This window comes from Paraburkholderia sp. MPAMCS5 (assembly GCF_036016995.1).
Taxonomy (GTDB): Bacteria; Pseudomonadota; Gammaproteobacteria; order Burkholderiales; family Burkholderiaceae; genus Paraburkholderia.
Genome location: NZ_JAYXBK010000020.1, coordinates 1 through 18,897, shown reverse-complemented (window position 1 = coordinate 18,897; position 18,897 = coordinate 1). Strand labels below are relative to the sequence as shown.

At 64.2% G+C, this 18,897-nt stretch carries 15 protein-coding genes; 2 read left to right on the top strand and 13 right to left on the bottom strand.

Translation table 11 applies throughout. The features are described from left to right. Nucleotides 1-2: 2 nt before the first annotated feature. From fae to VOM14_RS28390, 5 genes are all read right to left on the bottom strand, one after another. Nucleotides 3-527, bottom strand: a complete 525-nt coding sequence (gene fae / locus VOM14_RS28410; RefSeq protein ID WP_327632046.1) for a formaldehyde-activating enzyme — start codon at nt 525-527, stop codon at nt 3-5. Between the two features lie 634 nt (nt 528-1,161). Further along, a complete protein-coding gene (locus tag VOM14_RS28405; RefSeq protein WP_327632045.1) occupies nt 1,162-1,452 on the bottom strand; it encodes an H-NS histone family protein in 291 nt (96 codons plus the stop codon). 241 nt (nt 1,453-1,693) lie between these two features. Next, nucleotides 1,694-1,897 carry a hypothetical protein gene (locus tag VOM14_RS28400; RefSeq protein WP_327632101.1) on the bottom strand — a complete coding sequence of 68 codons (204 nt, stop codon included), beginning with the start codon at nt 1,895-1,897 and terminating at the stop codon, nt 1,694-1,696. Between the two features lie 476 nt (nt 1,898-2,373). Then, complete coding sequence (locus tag VOM14_RS28395; protein WP_327632044.1) at nt 2,374-2,634, bottom strand: hypothetical protein; 261 nt, start codon at nt 2,632-2,634, stop codon at nt 2,374-2,376. Nucleotides 2,635-2,729: 95 nt separating this feature from the next. Next, nucleotides 2,730-4,208, bottom strand: coding sequence for a sigma-54 interaction domain-containing protein (locus tag VOM14_RS28390; RefSeq protein WP_327632043.1), 1,479 nt, complete (start codon nt 4,206-4,208; stop codon nt 2,730-2,732). A gap of 326 nt (nt 4,209-4,534) precedes the next feature. On the opposite strand from VOM14_RS28390, the gene VOM14_RS28385 reads away from it, so the two are divergent. Beyond that, entirely contained in the window at nt 4,535-5,935 is a 1,401-nt protein-coding gene (locus tag VOM14_RS28385) for a GntP family permease (protein ID WP_327632042.1), read from the top strand. Between the two features lie 282 nt (nt 5,936-6,217). Here the strand turns inward: VOM14_RS28385 and VOM14_RS28380 are convergent, their stop codons facing one another. The 6 genes from VOM14_RS28380 to VOM14_RS28355 all read right to left on the bottom strand — a co-directional run bounded on the left by VOM14_RS28380 (nt 6,218) and on the right by VOM14_RS28355 (nt 15,023). After that, the gene (locus tag VOM14_RS28380; RefSeq protein WP_327632041.1) at nt 6,218-7,564 is read right to left on the bottom strand and encodes an MFS transporter; all 1,347 of its coding nucleotides are present in this window, start codon (nt 7,562-7,564) and stop codon (nt 6,218-6,220) included. Nucleotides 7,565-7,684: 120 nt separating this feature from the next. Further along, nucleotides 7,685-9,025 carry an MmgE/PrpD family protein gene (locus VOM14_RS28375; RefSeq protein ID WP_327632040.1) on the bottom strand — a complete coding sequence of 447 codons (1,341 nt, stop codon included), beginning with the start codon at nt 9,023-9,025 and terminating at the stop codon, nt 7,685-7,687. A gap of 11 nt (nt 9,026-9,036) precedes the next feature. After that, entirely contained in the window at nt 9,037-10,119 is a 1,083-nt protein-coding gene (locus tag VOM14_RS28370; protein WP_327632039.1) for an aminopeptidase P family N-terminal domain-containing protein, read from the bottom strand. 28 nt (nt 10,120-10,147) lie between these two features. Next, on the bottom strand, nt 10,148-11,251 hold the full coding sequence (locus VOM14_RS28365; RefSeq protein WP_327632038.1) for a M24 family metallopeptidase: 1,104 nt from the start codon (nt 11,249-11,251) through the stop codon (nt 10,148-10,150). Next, nucleotides 11,248-12,960 (bottom strand): hydantoinase B/oxoprolinase family protein, encoded by a 1,713-nt coding sequence (locus VOM14_RS28360; RefSeq protein ID WP_327632037.1) that lies wholly within the window; start codon nt 12,958-12,960, stop codon nt 11,248-11,250. The genes VOM14_RS28365 and VOM14_RS28360 overlap by 4 nt, the downstream gene beginning before the upstream one ends. Continuing rightward, the gene (locus tag VOM14_RS28355; protein WP_327632036.1) at nt 12,957-15,023 is read right to left on the bottom strand and encodes a hydantoinase/oxoprolinase family protein; all 2,067 of its coding nucleotides are present in this window, start codon (nt 15,021-15,023) and stop codon (nt 12,957-12,959) included. The genes VOM14_RS28360 and VOM14_RS28355 overlap by 4 nt, the downstream gene beginning before the upstream one ends. 224 nt (nt 15,024-15,247) lie before the next feature. On the opposite strand from VOM14_RS28355, the gene VOM14_RS28350 reads away from it, so the two are divergent. Then, nucleotides 15,248-16,141, top strand: a complete 894-nt coding sequence (locus VOM14_RS28350; RefSeq protein WP_327632035.1) for a LysR family transcriptional regulator — start codon at nt 15,248-15,250, stop codon at nt 16,139-16,141. A gap of 52 nt (nt 16,142-16,193) precedes the next feature. Here VOM14_RS28350 and VOM14_RS28345 read toward each other — a convergent pair whose 3' ends face one another. After that, nucleotides 16,194-17,531: an MFS transporter gene (locus VOM14_RS28345; RefSeq protein WP_327632034.1), complete on the bottom strand. Its 1,338-nt coding sequence runs from the start codon at nt 17,529-17,531 to the stop codon at nt 16,194-16,196. 22 nt (nt 17,532-17,553) lie between these two features. Further along, on the bottom strand, nt 17,554-18,552 hold the full coding sequence (locus VOM14_RS28340; RefSeq protein ID WP_327632033.1) for an amidohydrolase family protein: 999 nt from the start codon (nt 18,550-18,552) through the stop codon (nt 17,554-17,556). Between the last annotated feature and the right edge of the window lie 345 nt (nt 18,553-18,897).

Here is an 18,897-nt window from a genome sequence, read left to right as displayed (position 1 = left end):
AATCAGCGTTGTTTGGGGGTGTAGAACGGATTCGAGACGTCGCGCGCGGCGGCGAACACGTCATCGCGATGCGGCAGGCCCTTCATGGCCGCGAGAATCGCGCTCCTGCACGCGCGGTAGTTGTTGTCGAAAACAGCGTCGAGGTCGTTGGTGGCCGGGTTGACCCAATTCGCCGACACGACCACCCACTCGTTCTCCGCTTCGGGCGGCAGCGTGCCGTTCTCAAGCGATTCCGCCACGGCCTTCGCAATGCCGGCTTGCGATGCGCCCCAGGTCGCGTTGCCGTGGAACTCGCTGCCGATCTGCGCCTTGTTCACATAGAGCGTCAACGGCTTGGTCGGCACGCCCGGCCGCGCGATCACGACGAACGGCGCGTGCCCTGCCGACGGTGTCGCCAGCGCCGTGGCGAAGGCCTGGCCTGCCGGACCGTTGCGCGGGCCGACCAGCACGTTGATGTGCGCGAGGTTGACGCCCGGGCCTTCGAATCCTTCGCCGATAAAGAGTTGCTTGTCCGTCGATACGCTCATGGTTTTTCCGTCGAGTGGAAGGGATGACCGATTGTGGCGTTCGGCATGCGCGACCCTGTATCGATGAGTTTTGATCCGGGGTATGAGGCGAACTCAACTCCGGGTTTGTCCGGACGACGCGGGGCGCGGGCCGCGCGCCAGCCAGAAGCGGCAAGTGACCAGGCCACGAGGCGCGCGCAAAGGTGAGCGTTTTCGGGACACGCGATGAGGCGTCGCGCAGGACAGCGAAAGGTGAGCGCGCGCGAAGTCGCTATCGCACCTGCGGCGCGATGTCGGGCAGACATCGATTGCTGGCGGCTGTGCGCGGATCGGCGTTCGCGGCCGCTCGGACGATTCTTCGCACAGCCTGGGAACGCCCGCCAGCAAAGGCTGGCGCGGGTTTCGAAGGAAAGGGTGAGAGGCGGCGCATTGCTCGCGCTCACCCTGATCGAGGTGCGCGCCGCGACAACACCAGGCTCACCGAAACAACGCGGCATCGCCCGCGCCGCCACCGCGAAGAGATGGCGCGCGCGGCGGAGTCACACGAAAGGTGAGCGTTTTCGGGACTTGTCTCGCGGTGCGGGAGAAGCGGCGCGCGGCATCACCGCAGTCGATTCACGTTGCTGACTGGGCGACGCGCGCCAAACACCGAGCCTTAGTCTTCGATCAGAAAGCGCTCGCGATTCTTGCCCGCGAGCCATGCCGGCGAGCGGCCGCGCCCGCTCCACGTCTCGCCGGTCTTCGGATTTCGATACTTCGCGACCGACGCGGTCTTGCGCGCCGCCGTGCGCGTGCTCGCAAAACCCAGTTCCTCGGCCGTCAAGTCGTATTCGGCAATTTTCTGTTTGATGTCGGCAATCGCTTCGGCGATTTCTTTTTCGCGAGCCGCCGCAACTTCCTTGTGAAGCTTTTCGAGCTGAGCGGTCAACTGCTTGTAAGAGGCCATGACGGATGCTCCATTGATTTTGGCGAACTGAAGTGCGGACGCTACCAGATGAATAAAACACCGGATAGTAAGCCGTCGTTGCGCGGCTTGCGCCGTCAATCGTCAATGGCATCGTACACGCGGCGCTCGACATCCACGGCCGTGGGAAACGGCGCTGAATCAGCATCATGCCGATGAGCGCTTCGACCGCGGCTCGCGGGCGCAATGATCCTCGACCATGCGCCGCGGCGGGCATCGCGCGTCACGCTTTTAATCGCTCTTCCAGAGCCGCGAGCGCGGCATTGAGACGTTTGATGCGGTTGACCTGAGTCGGCATACGAACCGCGCCGGAAACCGAATCGAGCCGATTACGCCAATAAGACAGCGGTATTCGGTCTTCTGCGGAAATGTGGGAGATGATGTGTTCGAGATGCTGGATATCTTTTTCCAGTTGCTGGTGGTTCATTTTTTTCCCCGGAATGCTTGTTGACTCAAATCGAAACGCGATGGAAAGCACAGCTAGGTGCCGCTCTTTGAGCGCCATTTTTCGTTGGTCGGCAACTTATTCCTGGCTTCTGCCGCATGGCCTCCTCTGCCGGCAAAAGCTGCTGGTCGCATGCGCTAGCGAACCGTGGAAACAGATTACTGCGTGGGGAATCCGGGTTCCGTTACCTGGCGCACCGACTTCGCTTCCGTGCAAAAAAATCCGCTGACGCTTTATGAATGTCGATCCGTCCGGAATAAATCCGTGTGTGCGTTTTTAACTGTCGCGCATATCGACTGTCCCTTACAAAACAGCATTACGCGCGAATATATAACGGTCGTGCGCTTATTAAAAAAGCGCAAACACAATGCGTTATGCGCGGCTTGTCGAGAAGCCGCGCACGGAAGGAAGAAAGTTTTAATGCTGTAGCCGCCGCGCTCATGCGCGGCCGCGCGCCGTCACTTTGCGCGACAGGCGTAGATCAGGCTGAGCGTGCCGCCGCTCGTGGATTGACGGACTGCATCGAATGCGCCGCCGCAGCCAGCCGTGGCCTGCTGCGCGCACGAGTCGGAACCTGCGGGACATTGAACCAGCGTGGTCGGGCGGCCGTCCGACAGGAACAGCGGCGCACTGCTGCTGCAACCGTTCAGCGCTACGCCCGCGCCGACGGTCAGCACGGCGCATACAATCCGCGCGAAGAAAGAGAAACTCCGGTTCATTTCAAACCCCGATCACATCTTGTTTTTGGATCACGCGATTGTGCCACGCGGTTATTACGCTGCGTCACTCGATGCAAACGGAGTGTTCTCACACGTCACACGTCGATGCCGTATGCCGCGATCTTTTTATAGAGCGTCGCGCGGCCCATGCCGATCTGCGCGGCCGCTTCGATTACACGGCCGCCGTTGGCGCGCAGCGCGTCGCTGAGAAAGCGCTTTTCGAACGCCGCCATCGCCTCGCTCCACGACAACGGCTGCGCCTCGGCGCTCGCGGTGGTCGACGAAACCGGCTGCGGCACGGCGCCCGGCGCGCTCACGTTCGCGGCAAGCACACCGCTTTGCCCCGAACCGATAAACGGCGCAAGCGAACGCGCGTCGATCCGCTCGCTATCGGACAGCATGACGGCGCGCTCCAGCGTGTTGCGCAACTCGCGCACATTGCCGGGCCATCTGTAAGAGCACAGTAAGCGCAGCGCGTCGTCCTGCAATTCGAAGTGACTGCCGCCGCGCGCCTGCGTCGTCAGGTCCTCGAGCATTGCGTAGGCAAGCGCCTCGATGTCGGAGGCGCGCTCGCGCAGCGGCGGCGCGTGGATCGTCAGCACATTCAGGCGATAGAACAGGTCCGCGCGAAAGCGGCCCGCCGCGACGAGCGCGGGCAGATCCGCCGATGTCGCCGCGATGATCCGCACGTCCGCGCGCACGATCCGGTTCGAGCCGAGCGGCTCGAACTCCTTGTCCTGCAACACGCGCAGCAACTTGCCCTGCAAAGGCAGCGGCATATCGCCGATCTCGTCGAGAAAAAGCGTGCCGCCGTTCGCCAGCTCGAATTTGCCGACGCGCCCTTTGCGGTCCGCGCCGGTATACGCGCCTGGCGCCGCGCCGAAAAACTCCACTTCGAGCAAGGCGTCCGGAATCGCCGCGACGTTGACGGTCACGAGCGGCTGGTTCGCGCGCGCCGAGCCGCCGTGGATCGCGTGCGCGAGCAGTTCCTTGCCGGTGCCGGTTTCGCCGAGCAGCAGAACCGGCGATTGCAGTTGCGCCGCGCGGCGCGCCTGGCGCTTCACTTCGAGACTGGCCGCGCTCGTGCCGACAAAACTGCCGAACGTGTATTTAGCGCGGCGCGCCTGCGCGAGCGACTGGCGCGTCGCGATCAGTTCTTCCTGCACGCGCGAGTAGTGCGAAAAAAGCGGCGTCAGCGCCTTCAGCTCGTCGAACAGCGCGAAGCCGACGGCGCCGACGGTTTCCCCGGCGTCGTCCTTCACCGGCAAACGGGTGACGACGAGCGGCTCGCGATCCGTTTCGAGAATGTCGAGCAAAATCGGCTTGCCGGTTTTCACGACCTCGCGCATCAGGCTGTTCGGGATCACCGCTTCGCAGTCGCGGCCAATTGCCTGCTCGGGGTCCGCGAAACCGAAACGCGCGGCATAGCGCTTGTTGATCCAGACGACGCGCGCCTCGGCATCGACGATAAACGTGCCTTCGCTGAAGTTTTCGAAAGTGCGGAAGAGCGAGTCCATCGCGCGACGTAGCACGTCGTCGTAAGTGGCGGGCAGGCCCGCCCAGTCGTTCATCATCTTGTCGCTGTCTCCGGCTATCGTTCTATACGTCGCTGTCTCTTATTGGAGACGATCTTATCTCAACGACGAGATCGCCAACAGGCTTATTCCATAAGGGTTTAACCTCGGAAATCGCAAACTTCGCACGATTTGCGTCGCCATTTTGAGACGTTTGGGTACAATCGGCGCCTTGGCGTTCCTGGGCTTTTGCCCGCTTGAGCCCGTCGAATCAATACGCGGGCCGTTGCCGGGCGGCATGGCATGGAAACTGCATATGGGGCGCCGTGCCGTCGCCCTCCCAGGGACGGCGTACACGTAGAACAAACCAAGCTTCTGGAGACTCAATGTCCTTTGTCATCGTCCTCGCCGCGCTGGCGTTTCTGATGTTCGCCGCGTATCGCGGCTACAGCGTGATTCTGTTCGCGCCGATCGCCGCGCTCGGCGCGGTTCTTCTCGTCGATCCCGCCGCCGTCGCGCCGGTTTTCACCGGCATCTTCATGGAGAAGATGGTCGGCTTCGTCAAGCTTTACTTCCCAGTGTTCCTGCTCGGCGCCGTGTTCGGCAAGGTGATCGAACTGTCCGGTTTTTCGGAGTCGATCGTCGCCGCCGCGATTCGCTACATCGGCCGCTCGCGCGCGAACGCGGTGATCGTCGCCGTGTGCGCGCTGCTCACCTATGGCGGCGTCTCGCTGTTCGTGGTGGTGTTCGCGGTCTATCCGTTCGCCGCCGAGCTGTATCGCCAGAGCAATATTCCGAAGCGCCTGATGCCCGGCGCCATCGCGCTCGGCGCATTCTCGTTCACCATGGATTCGCTGCCGGGCACGCCGCAGATCCAGAACATCATTCCGACCACGTTCTTCAAGACGACGTCGTGGGCCGCGCCCGCGCTCGGCGTGATCGGCTCGGTCTTCATCATCATCGTCGGCCTGACGTATCTGGAATGGCGCCGCCGCGCGGCCATGGCGACCGGCGAGGGCTACGGCACGGAACTGGTCAACGAGCCGGAGCGCGTGGAGTCGAAGCAATTGCCGCATCCGCTGCTCGCTATCGCGCCGCTCGTGCTCGTCGGCGTCGCGAACTTCGTGCTGACGCGCTGGATTCCGAACGCCTATGGCGCGTCGTACACCGTCACGCCGGACATCCTGCCGGGCGTCCACACGCCGCTCACCACGACGATCAAAACCGTCGTGGCGATCTGGGCCGTGGAAGGCGCGCTGCTGCTCGGCATCGTCATGGTGCTCGTCACGGCGTTCGGCCGCGTGCGCGAGCGCTTTGCGGTCGGCACCAAGGCTGCTGTGGCAGGCGCGCTGCTGGCGTCGCTGAATACCGCGTCGGAATATGGTTTCGGCGGCGTGATTGCCGCATTGCCGGGCTTTCTGGTGGTGGGCGATGCGCTCAAGAGCATTCCCAATCCGCTCGTGAATGCCGCCGTGTCGGTCAGCTCGCTGGCGGGCATTACCGGTTCGGCTTCCGGCGGCATGAGCATCGCGCTTGCGGCCATGTCGGACGTGTTCATCAAGGGCGCCGAGGCCGCGCATATTCCGATGGAAGTGCTGCACCGCGTGGTCGCCATGGCAAGCGGCGGCATGGACACGCTGCCGCACAACGGCGCGGTGATCACGCTGCTGGCGGTGACCGGATTGACGCACCGTCAGTCGTATCGCGACATCTTCGCGGTGACGGTGATCAAGACGCTGGCGGTTTTCTTCGTGATCGCGGTTTATTACACGACCGGGTTGGTTTGATCGCAAGTCCGTGCGGGGCACGATTTGCCGGCAACGGTGAAGTTTGAATTCGGTGTCGAACTTCACGGGTCCGAAATTCACCTCTGCGCGGCAACTGACTCATACGGCGCGGGCCGATCGTCAAGTCAATACTCCCGTCACGGAACAGGTTGACAGTTGTTAAACCCAGAAACGCCCGGTGCACTGCATCGGGCGTTTTGTCTTTCAGGGTTCGACACAGAAGCCGCTTGCGTCCACGGAAACGCGGTTCGGATTCGCTCCGGCCGACAGTCAAGTGTCGGGTCAGGCCCGCGCCTGCACTGGCGACGGCCGCCGGCGCGTGACCAGCAACAGCACGGCCGCCGCCGACGCCAGTTCGAACCCCGCCGCCACCAGAAAGATCGGTGTGAAATCCCATTGCGCGCGGACCATCGCGCCGCCGATCGCCGGGCCGATCATGCCGCCCAACTTCGACGCGCCGTGCGCCCAAGCCACGCTGGTCGCACGGATCTCGGTCGGCGAGACGGTCGCGCAAAACGCATTCAACGCGCCCCAGCTGCTGTTGTACAGAAAGCCGAGCATCGCGAAAGCAAACGGCGCCCATATCGAATAGATATCCATCGTTGCGACGATGGCGACCGTCAGGGCGGCAGCCGCCAGATACGTCGGCAACACTCGCGCCGCGCCGAAGCGGTCCATCACGAAACCGCTGCTCGCCGTGCCGATCACGCCGGCGAGCGCGCTCATCGCCATCAGTTGCGCGATATGGACCATCGGCATGTGGCGTGTCAGATGCAACAGCGTCGTGGTCCACGAATTATTGATGTAACTGAAGATGCCCGTGGCCAGGTACGCGACCCACAGCAGCAACGTGATCGTCACGCGACCATTTGTGAACAGCAGCTTCGGGGAAAACCTGGGCATGCGCTCCGGCTTGCCGCTCACGACGAAGCGCTGGCCCGATGCAATCTGGAACGACGGGTCGAACCGCCGCAGCGTCTTGCCGATTCCCGGATCGGTCGGATTGCGCATGGTCAGGAATTGCAGCGACTCGGGCAGCCACAGCCACAGGCAGCCGACCAGCACCAGCGGCAGCAAACCGCCGACCCAGAACGCCGCCTGCCAGCCGAACGGGAGTATCCACGCCTGCACGCTCGCGCCGATCAGATTCCCACCCGCGTACCCGCAGAACACCACCGACACCGCCGCTGACCGATAGCGGGCCGGCGCGAACTCGTTCGCGAGGGTAATCGTCGCCGGAATCACCGCGCTGAAGAACAGCGCCGCCGCAAAGCGCATCACGTCGAGTTCCAACACCGTCCGCACCTGAGACGTCGCCATCGTCAGCAGCGCGAATACCGGCATCGCAACCAGCAGCACGCGCCGCCGGCCGAAGCGGTCCAGCATCGGACCGGACACGAGCGTGCCGATCAGCAACGCCAGTTGTTGAAGCACGAATACCTGCGTCAGTGCAGCCGGATGTACGTTGAGCCCGTGCGACAACGCAGGAAGAATGAGCCCGATCATGAAGATGTCGTAGCCGTCGATCACCATCGTCGCGGCCAGCACCGCGACGATCAAGATGTGCAGCCAGCGCAGCGGCTGATTGCCAAGTAGCATGCCGACGTTGAGTTCCGTCGTCGCGTTCATGTTGTCGTCTCCAATGTCTTTTTGCTTATGCATTCGGTGCTCGCGAAAGAGCCCGCCGCGCGAAGCGCGGACGGGGACACGTTAGCGGGCCCAATCTGAGAGTGGCAATTGACCATTACGCTATGCGTGCATAGGCAACGCCCTATGACCCGGCGCCTCAGGCTGAAAATAACCGCACAACGCATCGAGGTCTGTCTGTTGCGTGGCCGCTCGCCGCGCCGTCTCGATCAAGCCGAGCGCGGGATGCGCTTCTCCGAGCATGCGTATGGCCTTGTCGGCAATCGCGTGGAAGTTCGAGCGCTGCGCCGGATCGCCGAGGCTGTCTTCCACGGTGATTTCACGCACGCGTCCCGCCGCGCGAATCCGGACGCGGGCTGGCCACTTGACCGGGTAGAGGCTGTCGAGCGACGCATCGGACGTGACACACACGCGCGCGGCAAAGGCCACCAGGTCCGGCGTCCATTCCAGGCGCTCGCGCGCGACATCGTCGAGCGAGGCAGGCCGTAATGCGGCGAGCGCCAATTGCCCGCGCACGCTCAGCAGGCTCGCGAGGCGGCCGGCTTCAGGCGGTTCGCGATCGATCATCGCCGCGTACGCCGACGGCACCGCAATCTCAACCGACTCCACACTCGCCGGATCGACGCCCTCTGCAAGCAACGCCTTCAGGCCCTGAACCGCCGCGAGCACCTGCTTCGCCGCGCAATGAGGCTTCGTGCTGATCAATAGACGCGCGGGCATCTCGCCCTCGTACGTGGCAAGCCAGCCCGCATTTGCGTCTGCGCCGCCGATGGCGCGCAGCCACGCGTCATTCAGCAAGCCGACGTCGCCATCGAATCCATCGGCCGCGGCGAGCGCCGCGACGCAGCCGGCTCGCACCGCCTGGCCGAATAGCAGCCAGCGACCGGGGCGGCGTCCGGCAGTACGGCCTATCGGCGGCGGCGTCTGCGCGGCGGCCAGCGCGAGCGCATGGCACATCCGATCGCGCGATAGGCCGAGCAGGCGGCCCGCCGTCGCCGCCGCGCCCAGCGGCGCGACCACATAGCTTGGCCACGAACCGCGCGCGAGCAATGACACGCCGCCCAGCGCGCAAGCGAGGCGAATCGACAGTTCCTCGCCGACGAAAAGCGCGTCCGTGAACGACGACGGGCTTGCGTGCGGTACGCACGACGCACGAAGCGCGAGTGCGGTCGGCACCACGATCGCGCTTGGCGTCACTGCGCTCTGCCGGTGAATATCGTCGACCTCGGTCAAGCGCATCGTCGCGGCGAGACTGGCCGACGCAGCAAGGCCGCCGCCGTCGGCGTTCGCGACGAACCGCTGGATCGCGCGGCCTTCCGGCGTCGCCGCACCCGCCAGCAACGCGATAGCCGAATCCGCGAGTTGCAGGCCGATCGCGTCGCGATGCGATTCGCTCGATGCCGTCGCCGCAAAGTCAGCGAGTCGCTCGATGAGCGAGGACATAGACGGCCTGCTCATGTTGCGAGCAGCGTCGCATGACCGCCCGCCGCGCCGACCACGAGCCCCACGCTGTCACGCCATGGTCCGTCAGGGAGCGCCAGTTCGACCGTCAACACAGCGACGCCGCCCTCGGACGACGCGTTGACTGGCGGCCGATCCTGCGCGGCCACGACGGACAGCGGATGGACACCGACACAAGACTCAAGCGTCCAGGCGCTCAGCTTGCCGCCATCGGGAAGCGCGTCGAACGACGGCGTTGACCGGCCAGCGGAAATGGACAACGCGGCCTTTGTCAGCCACTGCGCCGCGGCTTGCCATGACGACGGAGCGCCATGCAGCGCCACGCAGCGGTTCACGCGCACCCAACTGCCCTTATACGCGACCGACAATTCCACCGCGTAACGCTCACCCAATGGCGCATCGCCTTCCATGCGCAGCAGCGTCGCGTTACGCGTGAAATCCGGCGCGATCCGCAGCAGCACTTCCTCGGCTCCGGCGCGGCGCGCCGACGCTTCGACCGCCGCGAGCACTTCCGATGCGCGCGTCGCGCCCGCAGGAATTGCGCGCAGGGCGACCTCACCGATGGCGCTTGCGCGCTTCGCGAGATCGAATTCGGCGGAATCCGCCTGTTGACGCAAGTCGGCGTAAAGCGCGGTCACATCGACGAGGCTCTCCGCGCCCACCGCATGGATCAACGGCTCGCCCACCGACCACGGCAACCCATCCAGACCGATTACGCCGACCTTCGGCTTCGCGGCCAGGCGCTCGCGCAGAAACGCAGCCGCGCTCTCGCCAAGACGCGGCGCCGAGACGACCTCCGCGACATGCGACACCTCGCGTATCCATGGATGCACGCGTGCTGTCAGGGCGGCCAGCAACGCTGGCGCGCCTTGCGCAAACACCACGGCGAGCCCCTCGCTCCAGTACGGCACGAAGTGCGTCAGCCACTGCACCGGCGCGGGCTGCGCGAACGACGTATAGGCCAGCACGGCATCCAGCCCTTGCCCGCGCATCGCTTGCTGCAGCCGCCCTACCCGGGCTTCGAGTACTGCTTGCGGAACCTCGTCCCGCGACCAGCTGATTAAACCTCGGCGCATCGATTCGTCTCCTGTCTATATAGGGCGGTCAGGCCGGCACGCTGAACAGATCGCGAGGCGTCTTCGTCAGCACCTCGCAGCCGTGTTCCGTCACGCGGACCATATCGCCGAGCACCATGTAGCCGACTTCCGGGTGATAGGTGTTCGGATGCACGATCAGCGTCATGTCCGGCTCCAGCACGAGTTCGACTGTCTCCAGCACATGCGGCCCGTCGACAAAGAGGCCCACGCCGTGGCCGCGTACCCGCGTATAGGCCGACGTCACGTAGTCACCCAGACCGTGACGGCGGAAGACGTCGTTCTGCGCGCGCGCGACGTCGCCATGCGTCGCGCCCGGACGCACCGCGGCAATTCCCGCCGCGAGGGCTTCCTGATAGACCGCATACGCGCGCAACTGGGCCTCGCTCGGCTCGCCCACCACGAGCGTGCGGCAGATCTGCGCGTAGTAGCCGTCGACGCACGGCGTCAGCTCGGTGGTCACGAGATCGCCGGCTTCGATCCGCCGCTCGCCGGGCGGATGCATCCCGCGCACTTCCCGCCCGCCGCTGCCCAGAATGACGAAGTTCTCCGGACAGCCCTGTGAGCGGAACCATCCCTCGACTGCGGCAATCAGCTCGTATTCGCTGCACCCGATGCGGGCCGCCTCGCGGAACACTTCGTAGCCGGCATCGGCCAGCGCGCAGGCGCGCACCACGGCTTGCGCCTCCGCCGCGCTCTTGTTGACCATCAGCCGATCGAACCACGCGGTTGTCGCCGCGATCGTCGCGCCAAGCGGGCCGCGAGCGAGCCGCGTCGGTGCGGCGCCCGGCGCGACGATCGCCGCCTTGACGGCGCCGCGCGCCGCAAGCCACGCCTCGGTTTCGGCGAGCGGCCCGCTTGACCACGACACTTCGACAGCCGGTTGCTCGGCGGCGAGGCGGGCCGCTTCGGCCGGGCTGTCGACGAACAGCCGGGACGGCCCGTCGCGCTGAATGCACGCGATCACCTGACCTTCCATCGGCGTCACATCGAGCGCGTAGCGCAGGTAATCGCTGTGCCACACGTCGCCCGGCACAACCAGCAAGTCGAGTCCCGCGTTGGCCATCTCCTCACGCAGACGACCGGAACGTTCCTGATGAAGTTGAGCGCTCATGACACGGTTTCCTCCGGCGTCATTTGCACGCCGTAATCGCGAGATGCACCGTCCGGCGTCACGTAGCCCTTCTGAATATCCGCCTCGATCCGTTCGCGCGAACGCTCGCGCACATCGCCGTAGCCGCCGCCGCCCGCCGTCCAGAACGTGATGGTGTCGCCCGCGGACAACCCGATGTTGCTTTCCTTGGTCACCGAGCGCTCCGCTCCGTCATGACGCCGGATCAATGCCGCGTTGCTCGCACCCGACTTGCCGCCCTTCACGCCCCAGGGCGGTTCGATGATGCGTTCGAGATTGACGTTCACCGTGCTCTTCTGCAGCGCGCGATAGCGCAGCACCACGCCGAGGCCGCCGCGATGTTCGCCCGCGCCGCCGCTGTCCTCGCGTAGCTGGTGACATTCGACGAGGAATGGATAGCGGATTTCCTGCAACTCGACCGGCGTGTTGCGCACGTCGCCCTGGCAGATGGACACCGATGCCGACGCGCCGTCTTCCGTCGCCCGGCCGCCCCAGCCGCCGCCGAAGATGTTCATCAGCACGTAGCGCTCGCCGTTTTCCTCACGTTGACCGTAGAAGGAGCAGCCGCCCATGTCGCCCTTGTGCGCGGCCGGCACGAAATCGGGCAGCGCTTGCGAGAGCGCGCGCAGCAGCGTGTCGATTACCGTCGGCAATGCAATGCTCCACAGCCCGAGCGCCGCCGGCGGACGCGCATTGAGCATCGTGCCTTCCGGCGAAATGAGCGTGAGCGCGCGGAAGCAGCCTTCGTTCACCGGCGCATGCGGCATCGTGATGCACTTGAAGGCGACGCGCGCCGCCGACAAGCCGCCCGAGTAGCCCGAATTCAGCGGCCCCGGCACCTGCTCGTTCATGTCGGAATAGTCGATCGTCAGATGCGAGCCTTCGACGATCACCGTGACCTTCACACGCAACGGCACGTCGAGACGACGCCCGTCGCTATCGAGCCGCGACTCGGCCGTGTAGACGCCATCGGGAATGCTTTCGACGACTGCGCGCGCCTGCGCCTCGGCCTGGTCCCACGACGCCGCAATGCAGTCACTGACGGTCTGCACCGAATAGCGGCCATACAGTTCGGCGAGACGGCGCCCGCCCAGCTGGCACGCCGCGATCTGCGCGCGCAGATCGCCGAGCGACGCTTCGGGGAAGCGGATGTTATCGGAGATCATCTGCCATACGCCTTCGTTGCGGCGGCCGGCCTCGTAGATCTTGATCGAACGCATCTGGATGCCTTCGTGGAAGATCTCGTACGTCTGCACGTTGCCGAAGCCTGTCCGCAGACCACCGACGTCCGCCCAGTGCGCGCGGTTCGCCGCGAACGCGACAACCTTGCCTTCGAAGAAGCACGGCGTATACACGACGACGTTGTTCAGATGCTGACCGCAGACGCCCGCGTGATTCATGATGACCACGTCGCCGGGGGCGAAACCGTCGAGCCCGAAGCGGTCGATACCGTCCTTCACGGCGATGCCCAGGTCGGCGAGAAAGATGGGCAAGCCGCCTTCGTTCTGGCAGATCATCCGGCCTTCGGTGTCGATGAGGCCGCAGCAGAAATCGCGAACCTCATAAATCATCATGTTGTAAGCGGACTTGCACAGCGCGAGCGCCATCTCCTCCGCGTAGGCGATCAGAGAATTGCTGACGACTTCCAGGGTAATCGGGTCCACGCCGGGACGTGTTTGCTTCTTGCTCATTGCTGATTTCCTTCGGGCAGTTTGATGGACACCACCATGTGGCCGTGTTCGGTAATGCGGGCGACGTCGCCGGGGAAAATGACCGTGGTCGAATGCGGTTCCTCGATCACCGCGGGCCCTTCCACCTCGAAGCCCGGCGCCAGCGACGGACGCCATAGAATGCGCGCGCCCAGCGGCTGCTGCGGGTCGTCAAACGTCACGTCGCGCCGCTGCTCGGGGCGTTCCTCCTCAGCCTCGAACGGCGCGCTGATGAAGCTGTCGATGGCATCGCCACGGCCCACCAGAGCGGTAAGCCGCAGATTCACGACTTCGATGATTTCGCCAGCCGCCGAGTGCCCATAGCGCTGGTCGTGAAGTTCGTCGAAGCGCTCGCGCATCGCGGTGTTCGTGCTCGACAGCGCATCGGGACCGCTCAACGGCACCGTGATGCTGTGCTCCTGACCGCGATAGCGCAGATCAACCGCGAATTCGAAGTTCGCGTGATCGACGTCGAGTCCGTCGTCGTGCAGTTGCCGCTTCGCGGCTTGGGTAAGCTCGTCGAACCCGGCGATCACGGTTTGCTCATCGAGCTTGCCAAGCACGCCGACGAGTGTGCGCACCAGATCCTGGCGCCACGGCGCGAGCAGCATGCCCATCGCCGAGAAGCTGCCGGGGAGCTTCGGAATGACGAGCGTCGGGATATAGATTTCCTTGCACAGCGCCGCCGCGTGGACCGGGCCCGCGCCGCCGAAGGCAATCATGGTCGTGTCGCGCGGATCGACGCCCTTGCGGACGGACACCGCGCGCACCGCAAGCGCCATGGCTGAGTCCGCAATTCGCACGACGCCCATTGCGGCTTCGTTCGCGCTCAGGTCGAGCCCCTCGCCGACGTACTGGTCGAGCGCCCGCTTCGCGCCTTCGACGTCGAGCGCCATCCCGCCGCCGAGAAAGCGGCCTGGATTGAGGCGGCCCAGCACGACGTTCGCGTCGGTAATGGTCGGTTCGACGCCGCCACGGCTATAGCAGACCGGGCCGGGCGCCGCGCCCGCGCTTTGCGGGCCGACATGCAGACCGCCCGACTTGTCGCGCCACGCGATGCTGCCGCCACCCGTGCCCACTTCAACAATCGACACGACCGGCAGTTGCATCGGCTGCCCGGTGGCATAGCCGCCAATGTAGTAGCCGTCTTCGATCGCCGGAATGCCTTCGGTGATCAGCGTCGCCTTAGCGGTCGTGCCGCCCATGTCGAAGCCGATCGCCTGACGGATGCCGAGCAGCTTCGCGACGTGCCCGGCGCCGATCATGCCGGCCACCGGACCGGATTCCATCATCGAGACCGGCTCGACCGCCGCGTGGGCGAGCGACATGCTGCCACCGTTCGAACGCATGATCTGGATGCCGCCACGGAAGCCGCGTTCGTCGAGGTGCGACTTCAACGTGTGCAGATAGCGCCGCACGCGCGGGCCGACGTAGGCGTTCAAAGCGGTGGTCGACGTGCGCTCGTATTCGCGGAACTCGCGCAGGATTTCGTGCGACAACGTCACGAACAGATCCGGATACGCGGCACGCAGGACCTCGCCCGCCGCCAGTTCATGCTGCGGATTGGCATAGGCGTGCAGAAAGCAGATCGCGACCGACTCGATGCCTTGCGCGACCAGCGCAGCGCCGAGCTTGCGCACCGCGTCCTCGTCGAGCGGCGTGAGCACATCGCCCTTCGCGTTCAGGCGCTCACGCACCTCGAACCGCAACTCGCGCGGAATCAGCGGCTCCGGACGATGGAAATGAATGTCGAACGCTTGCGGACGGTTGCCGCGCCCGATCTCGTAGACGTCGCGAAAGCCCTCGGTTGTAATCAGTGCGGTGGCCGCGCCCTTGCGCTCCAGCACCGTGTTGATCGCCATTGTCGAGCCGTGCAGGAACTCGTCCAACTCGTCCAGCTTCGAACCGGCCAGTTCGAGCGCCGTCGCGACGCCCTGCGTGGGGTTGGACGGCGTGGTCAAGGTTTTCGCGAGCAACAGCTCGCCTTCCCGATAGCCCACCAGGTCCGTGAATGTGCCGCCTATGTCCACACCTACTTGATTCATCGCTTATTCCATGGATTCAGTTTTCAATTAGCTGTCCGATATGTCATGCAATCGGTGCCGACCGTGCTGCAGAACGGGAATGGTCAACGGTGTGTGCGTCTCCTTTTCCTTTCTTGTTCTGTGAATCCAATTTAAGGGACATCGATTAGCGCAAGCAATCCACCAGCGACCTATGTATTCATAGTAGTATCGCTATGGGTTATGCGTTGACGGAGACAAACAAGATGTTGCCGGTAACATTGCGTGGGCTGCAGGTATTCGTAGCGGTAGTCGATTCAGGTGGCTTCGGTGCAGCAGCGGCAACGCTCAACATTTCTCAACCTTCTGTCAGCGTGCATATACGCGAACTCGAAGCGAAGCTCGGCAGTCCGTTGTTCGAACGTCATCCCGGTGTGAGTCCGCAATTGACCACCGCGGGCCGCGCGTTTTATAGCTATGCGCTCGAAACGCTCGAACGCACCACCGCAATCTCCGCGAATCTGAAGAAAAGCAAACGCAAGCTGCGTTTCGCCGCACAACGCTTCGCGGCCGATTCGCTGCTTTCAAAAGCGCTCGGTGAATTTTCGACGGCATTTCCGCAAATCGAACTGGTTGCGCTTGCCGGCACGTTCGAGGAAGTCCATTCGCTGTGCTCGCGCGGTCAGGTCGACCTGGGCTTTCTATTGAGCAACGGCAAGGTGCCACGGCTGGATGCCGAGCCGCTTGGCCGTTATCGGTTGGCGTTCATTGGATCGCCCGATCATCCGCTCGCGAACGAAGCCGATATTCCGATCGAAACGCTCGCGCAGTACCCGTTCATCGTCGCGTACGACACGTCGTATTTCGGTCGCACCATCGCGAGCATGTTGCGCGCGGCAGGGCTCGCCGAGCCGAACGTCGCGTCCCAGGCGCAGGAAATGAGCATGGTGCGCAACATGGTCATGGCGGGAATCGGCATCGCGTGCTCACTGCGGCGCTCGGTGCAGAAGGATATTGCCGCCGGCACGATCGTCGAACTCGACGTGGACGTCGCGCCAATGCACCTAACGCTGCATTACGTGCGCAATCCCAAATCCAGCATGCCGGAAATCGACCGGCTCATCGACATGGTGCGGCAGGCCGAAAGCCTCCCCAGCTGATCGCGCCACGGCCACCGGCACGCGGGCGCGGCTTACGTCGCGAGCCGCACTGTCAGACGCCGCGCATGGATGACGTCGTCGGCTGCATCTGGCGCGCATTGACGTGAATGGCCCATGCCGCCGAGGCCGCGCCCAGCATGGGCAATGCACCGATCGCAAAGAAGCTCGTCGCGCTCGCCCCCATGGTGAGCGAAAGGCCTCCGAGTGTGGGCCCGATCACCGCCCCGAGACGGCCCACGCCGATCACCCAGCCGAGACCGGTCACGCGCATTCCTGTCGGGTAGCACGTTGCGACCAGCGCGTCGGACGCGCCTACCCCGCCAATCACGCAGAACCCGACGAGGAAGATCAGCGCGCAGAGCAGCACGACGTTCGTGCCCGCGAAACCGAGCGACACGATGCCGATGAAGGCAATCACATAAGTGCCGGCCAGCACCAGAAACGGCGACCAACGATCGACCAGGCGGCCGAGCAACAGATTGCCGAACGCGCCGCCGATCTGATAGCCGATCGTGACCGTCGCCGCTGTCTCCAGACGCAAACCGGAATCGTGCAGGATCACCGACATCCAGTTCGACAGCAGATTGAGGTCGAGCAGCACCATGAACGTGATGGTCCACAACAGCAACGTCAGGCGCGTGCGGCCGTCGTTGAAAAGCTCGCGAACCACGAAGCCCTTCGCCTTCTTCTCCGCGATCACATACGTGGCGCGGCGCTCGGGGTCGGCATGGGGCGCGATGCGGGACACGTAGCGCCTGAGGCGTTCCGGGTGTGTCCCGGCCGCCGCGAAGTAGCGCATCGATTCAGGCAACAGCAGCGCGAGCGCGACCGAAAGCACTAGCGGGACAACGCCGCCGATCAGGAAGACCGCCTGCCAGCCGTGCTGCGCGATCAGTTGCGCGACCGCCCAGCCGCCCAGCGCCGCGCCGAGTGAGAAGCCGCAGAACATGACCATCGTCGCGGTCACGCGGACCCGCGACGGCATGTACTCGCTCGTGAGCGCCAGCGCATTGGGCATCCCGCCGCCCAGGCCGAAGCCCGTCAGGAACCGCAGCACCGCCAGTTGACCGATCGAGGTGGCCGACATCGTCGCAAGCGAGAGCAGGCCGAACGCGAAGCAACTGAAGATCATCACCGGCCGGCGCCCGTAACGGTCTGCTAGCGGACCCACGACCATTGAGCCGAGCATGAGGCCGACCTGGCCGGCGGCGAACACCGGCGTCATGGCAGCGCGATTGATGTGCCACGCCTTGATCAACGCGGGCGCGACAAAGCCAATGGCCATCGTGTCGAAGCCATCCACCAGCAGCACCGCCGCGCACAGCACCGCGACGAAGACCTGAAAGCGGCTCAGCCTGCTTTGGTCGATTAGCGCTTCTAGATCGATCATGTGTCGCTCGGGCATAGCAACCTCAGTTAGCGGCCGGCAAGCCGAACAGGTTTCGCGCATTGCCGTAGAAAATTTTTTCCTGGTCTTCTTTCGAGAGGCCGACTTCGTTGAATAGCTGCACTGCGGTCGCCGGGTCCCAGCACGGATAGTCGCTGCCGTACATCACATGGTCCGCGCCGTAGAACTCGATCGCGTAGCGAATCCCCATTTCGTGCGGGGACACCGTATCGGTGTACATGCGCTTGATGTAGGTGCTGGGCGGCTTCGGCAAATTGGCCCGCTTCGAATTCTTGTCCATCCGCCCTGCTTGATACGGCAGCGCGCCGCCTGTGTGCGACATGATCACCTTCAGGTCTGGATGGCGCTCCATGAGACCCGACAGCACCAGCCGGCAGGCAGACACACTGACGTCCACGACACGACCGAGGCTCAAATAAAGCGCGCCGTCATAGCCATCCAGGATGTCCGGGAAGATGGAATCGGTAGGATGCAGGAACAGCGGCACGCCGAGTTTTTCGATGTGCGCGTAGAACGGTTCGAGCCGCTCGGCGTCGATCCGATCGACCGAGCCGACACTACCGGGCAAATTCACGCCCACGAGGCCCAGCTCGCCGATCGCATGATCGACCACTTCGATCGCGATGTCAGTATCGCGCAGCGGCACCGCGGCGCTTGCCCATAGCCGGCCCGGATAGCGTCGTTGCGCGCCGGCCATTTCTGCGTTCCACAGCATCGCTGCTTCGCGGCCCTCCTGGACCGGCAGATCGGAGAAATGCAGCGAGAACGGTCCAATTGAGCAGAGCACGTCGACCTCATAGCCGAGCGTGTCCATGTGCGCGATCTGCTTGTCGAGGTCGAACCATTCCTCACCGAGATTAAAGCGCGCGCTTCCGCCTTCCTGACGCCAATACGTGTAGCCGCCCTTGCCGTTCGGCTCCGCGCGCGGGAAGCCATCGCGCTTGCAGAGCGCCTCGAACACCGAACGAGGCCACCAGTGGAAGTGGGAATCGAGAATGCGCATGATCGTTGCTCCGTCAGTCACGCCCACCATGGGCACGACGTTAGTCTGTTTGCAATTCGCTGATTTCAGAACCGCACGCTGAGGCCGGCACCGACGCCGAACTGGTTGTTTTGCCCGTTCGCTATTTCCGTGCCGGCGTATCGGGTGCGGTCAACCTCTGCGTAGAGGGTCGTTCGTTTGGAAAGCAGGTAAGTCAGCGACGACATGATGAGGGTTTTAGACCCAGCCCTTTCAAGGTCTTGATCAAGATGTCCCGCCTTTGGCGCGTTTAAGCAGGCGAGCGGTACTGTGATGGGCGCGGGCTACCGCGCCTTCGACATAGGGTGCGGGTTTGCGGGTCTTGGG

Coding starts and splice junctions, on each gene's coding strand:
- VOM14_RS28360 (WP_327632037.1), bottom strand. CDS start 12,960: ATGAGCAAGAAGCAAACACGTCCCGGCGTGGACCCGATTACCCTGGAA.
- VOM14_RS28390 (WP_327632043.1), bottom strand. CDS start 4,208: ATGATGAACGACTGGGCGGGCCTGCCCGCCACTTACGACGACGTGCTA.
- VOM14_RS28380 (WP_327632041.1), bottom strand. CDS start 7,564: ATGAACGCGACGACGGAACTCAACGTCGGCATGCTACTTGGCAATCAG.
- VOM14_RS28375 (WP_327632040.1), bottom strand. CDS start 9,025: ATGTCCTCGCTCATCGAGCGACTCGCTGACTTTGCGGCGACGGCATCG.
- VOM14_RS28395 (WP_327632044.1), bottom strand. CDS start 2,634: ATGAACCGGAGTTTCTCTTTCTTCGCGCGGATTGTATGCGCCGTGCTG.
- VOM14_RS28350 (WP_327632035.1), top strand. CDS start 15,248: ATGTTGCCGGTAACATTGCGTGGGCTGCAGGTATTCGTAGCGGTAGTC.
- VOM14_RS28355 (WP_327632036.1), bottom strand. CDS start 15,023: ATGAATCAAGTAGGTGTGGACATAGGCGGCACATTCACGGACCTGGTG.
- VOM14_RS28365 (WP_327632038.1), bottom strand. CDS start 11,251: ATGAGCGCTCAACTTCATCAGGAACGTTCCGGTCGTCTGCGTGAGGAG.
- VOM14_RS28385 (WP_327632042.1), top strand. CDS start 4,535: ATGTCCTTTGTCATCGTCCTCGCCGCGCTGGCGTTTCTGATGTTCGCC.
- VOM14_RS28340 (WP_327632033.1), bottom strand. CDS start 18,552: ATGCGCATTCTCGATTCCCACTTCCACTGGTGGCCTCGTTCGGTGTTC.
- VOM14_RS28370 (WP_327632039.1), bottom strand. CDS start 10,119: ATGCGCCGAGGTTTAATCAGCTGGTCGCGGGACGAGGTTCCGCAAGCA.
- VOM14_RS28345 (WP_327632034.1), bottom strand. CDS start 17,531: ATGATCGATCTAGAAGCGCTAATCGACCAAAGCAGGCTGAGCCGCTTT.
- VOM14_RS28405 (WP_327632045.1), bottom strand. CDS start 1,452: ATGGCCTCTTACAAGCAGTTGACCGCTCAGCTCGAAAAGCTTCACAAG.
- fae (WP_327632046.1), bottom strand. CDS start 527: ATGAGCGTATCGACGGACAAGCAACTCTTTATCGGCGAAGGATTCGAA.
- VOM14_RS28400 (WP_327632101.1), bottom strand. CDS start 1,897: ATGAACCACCAGCAACTGGAAAAAGATATCCAGCATCTCGAACACATC.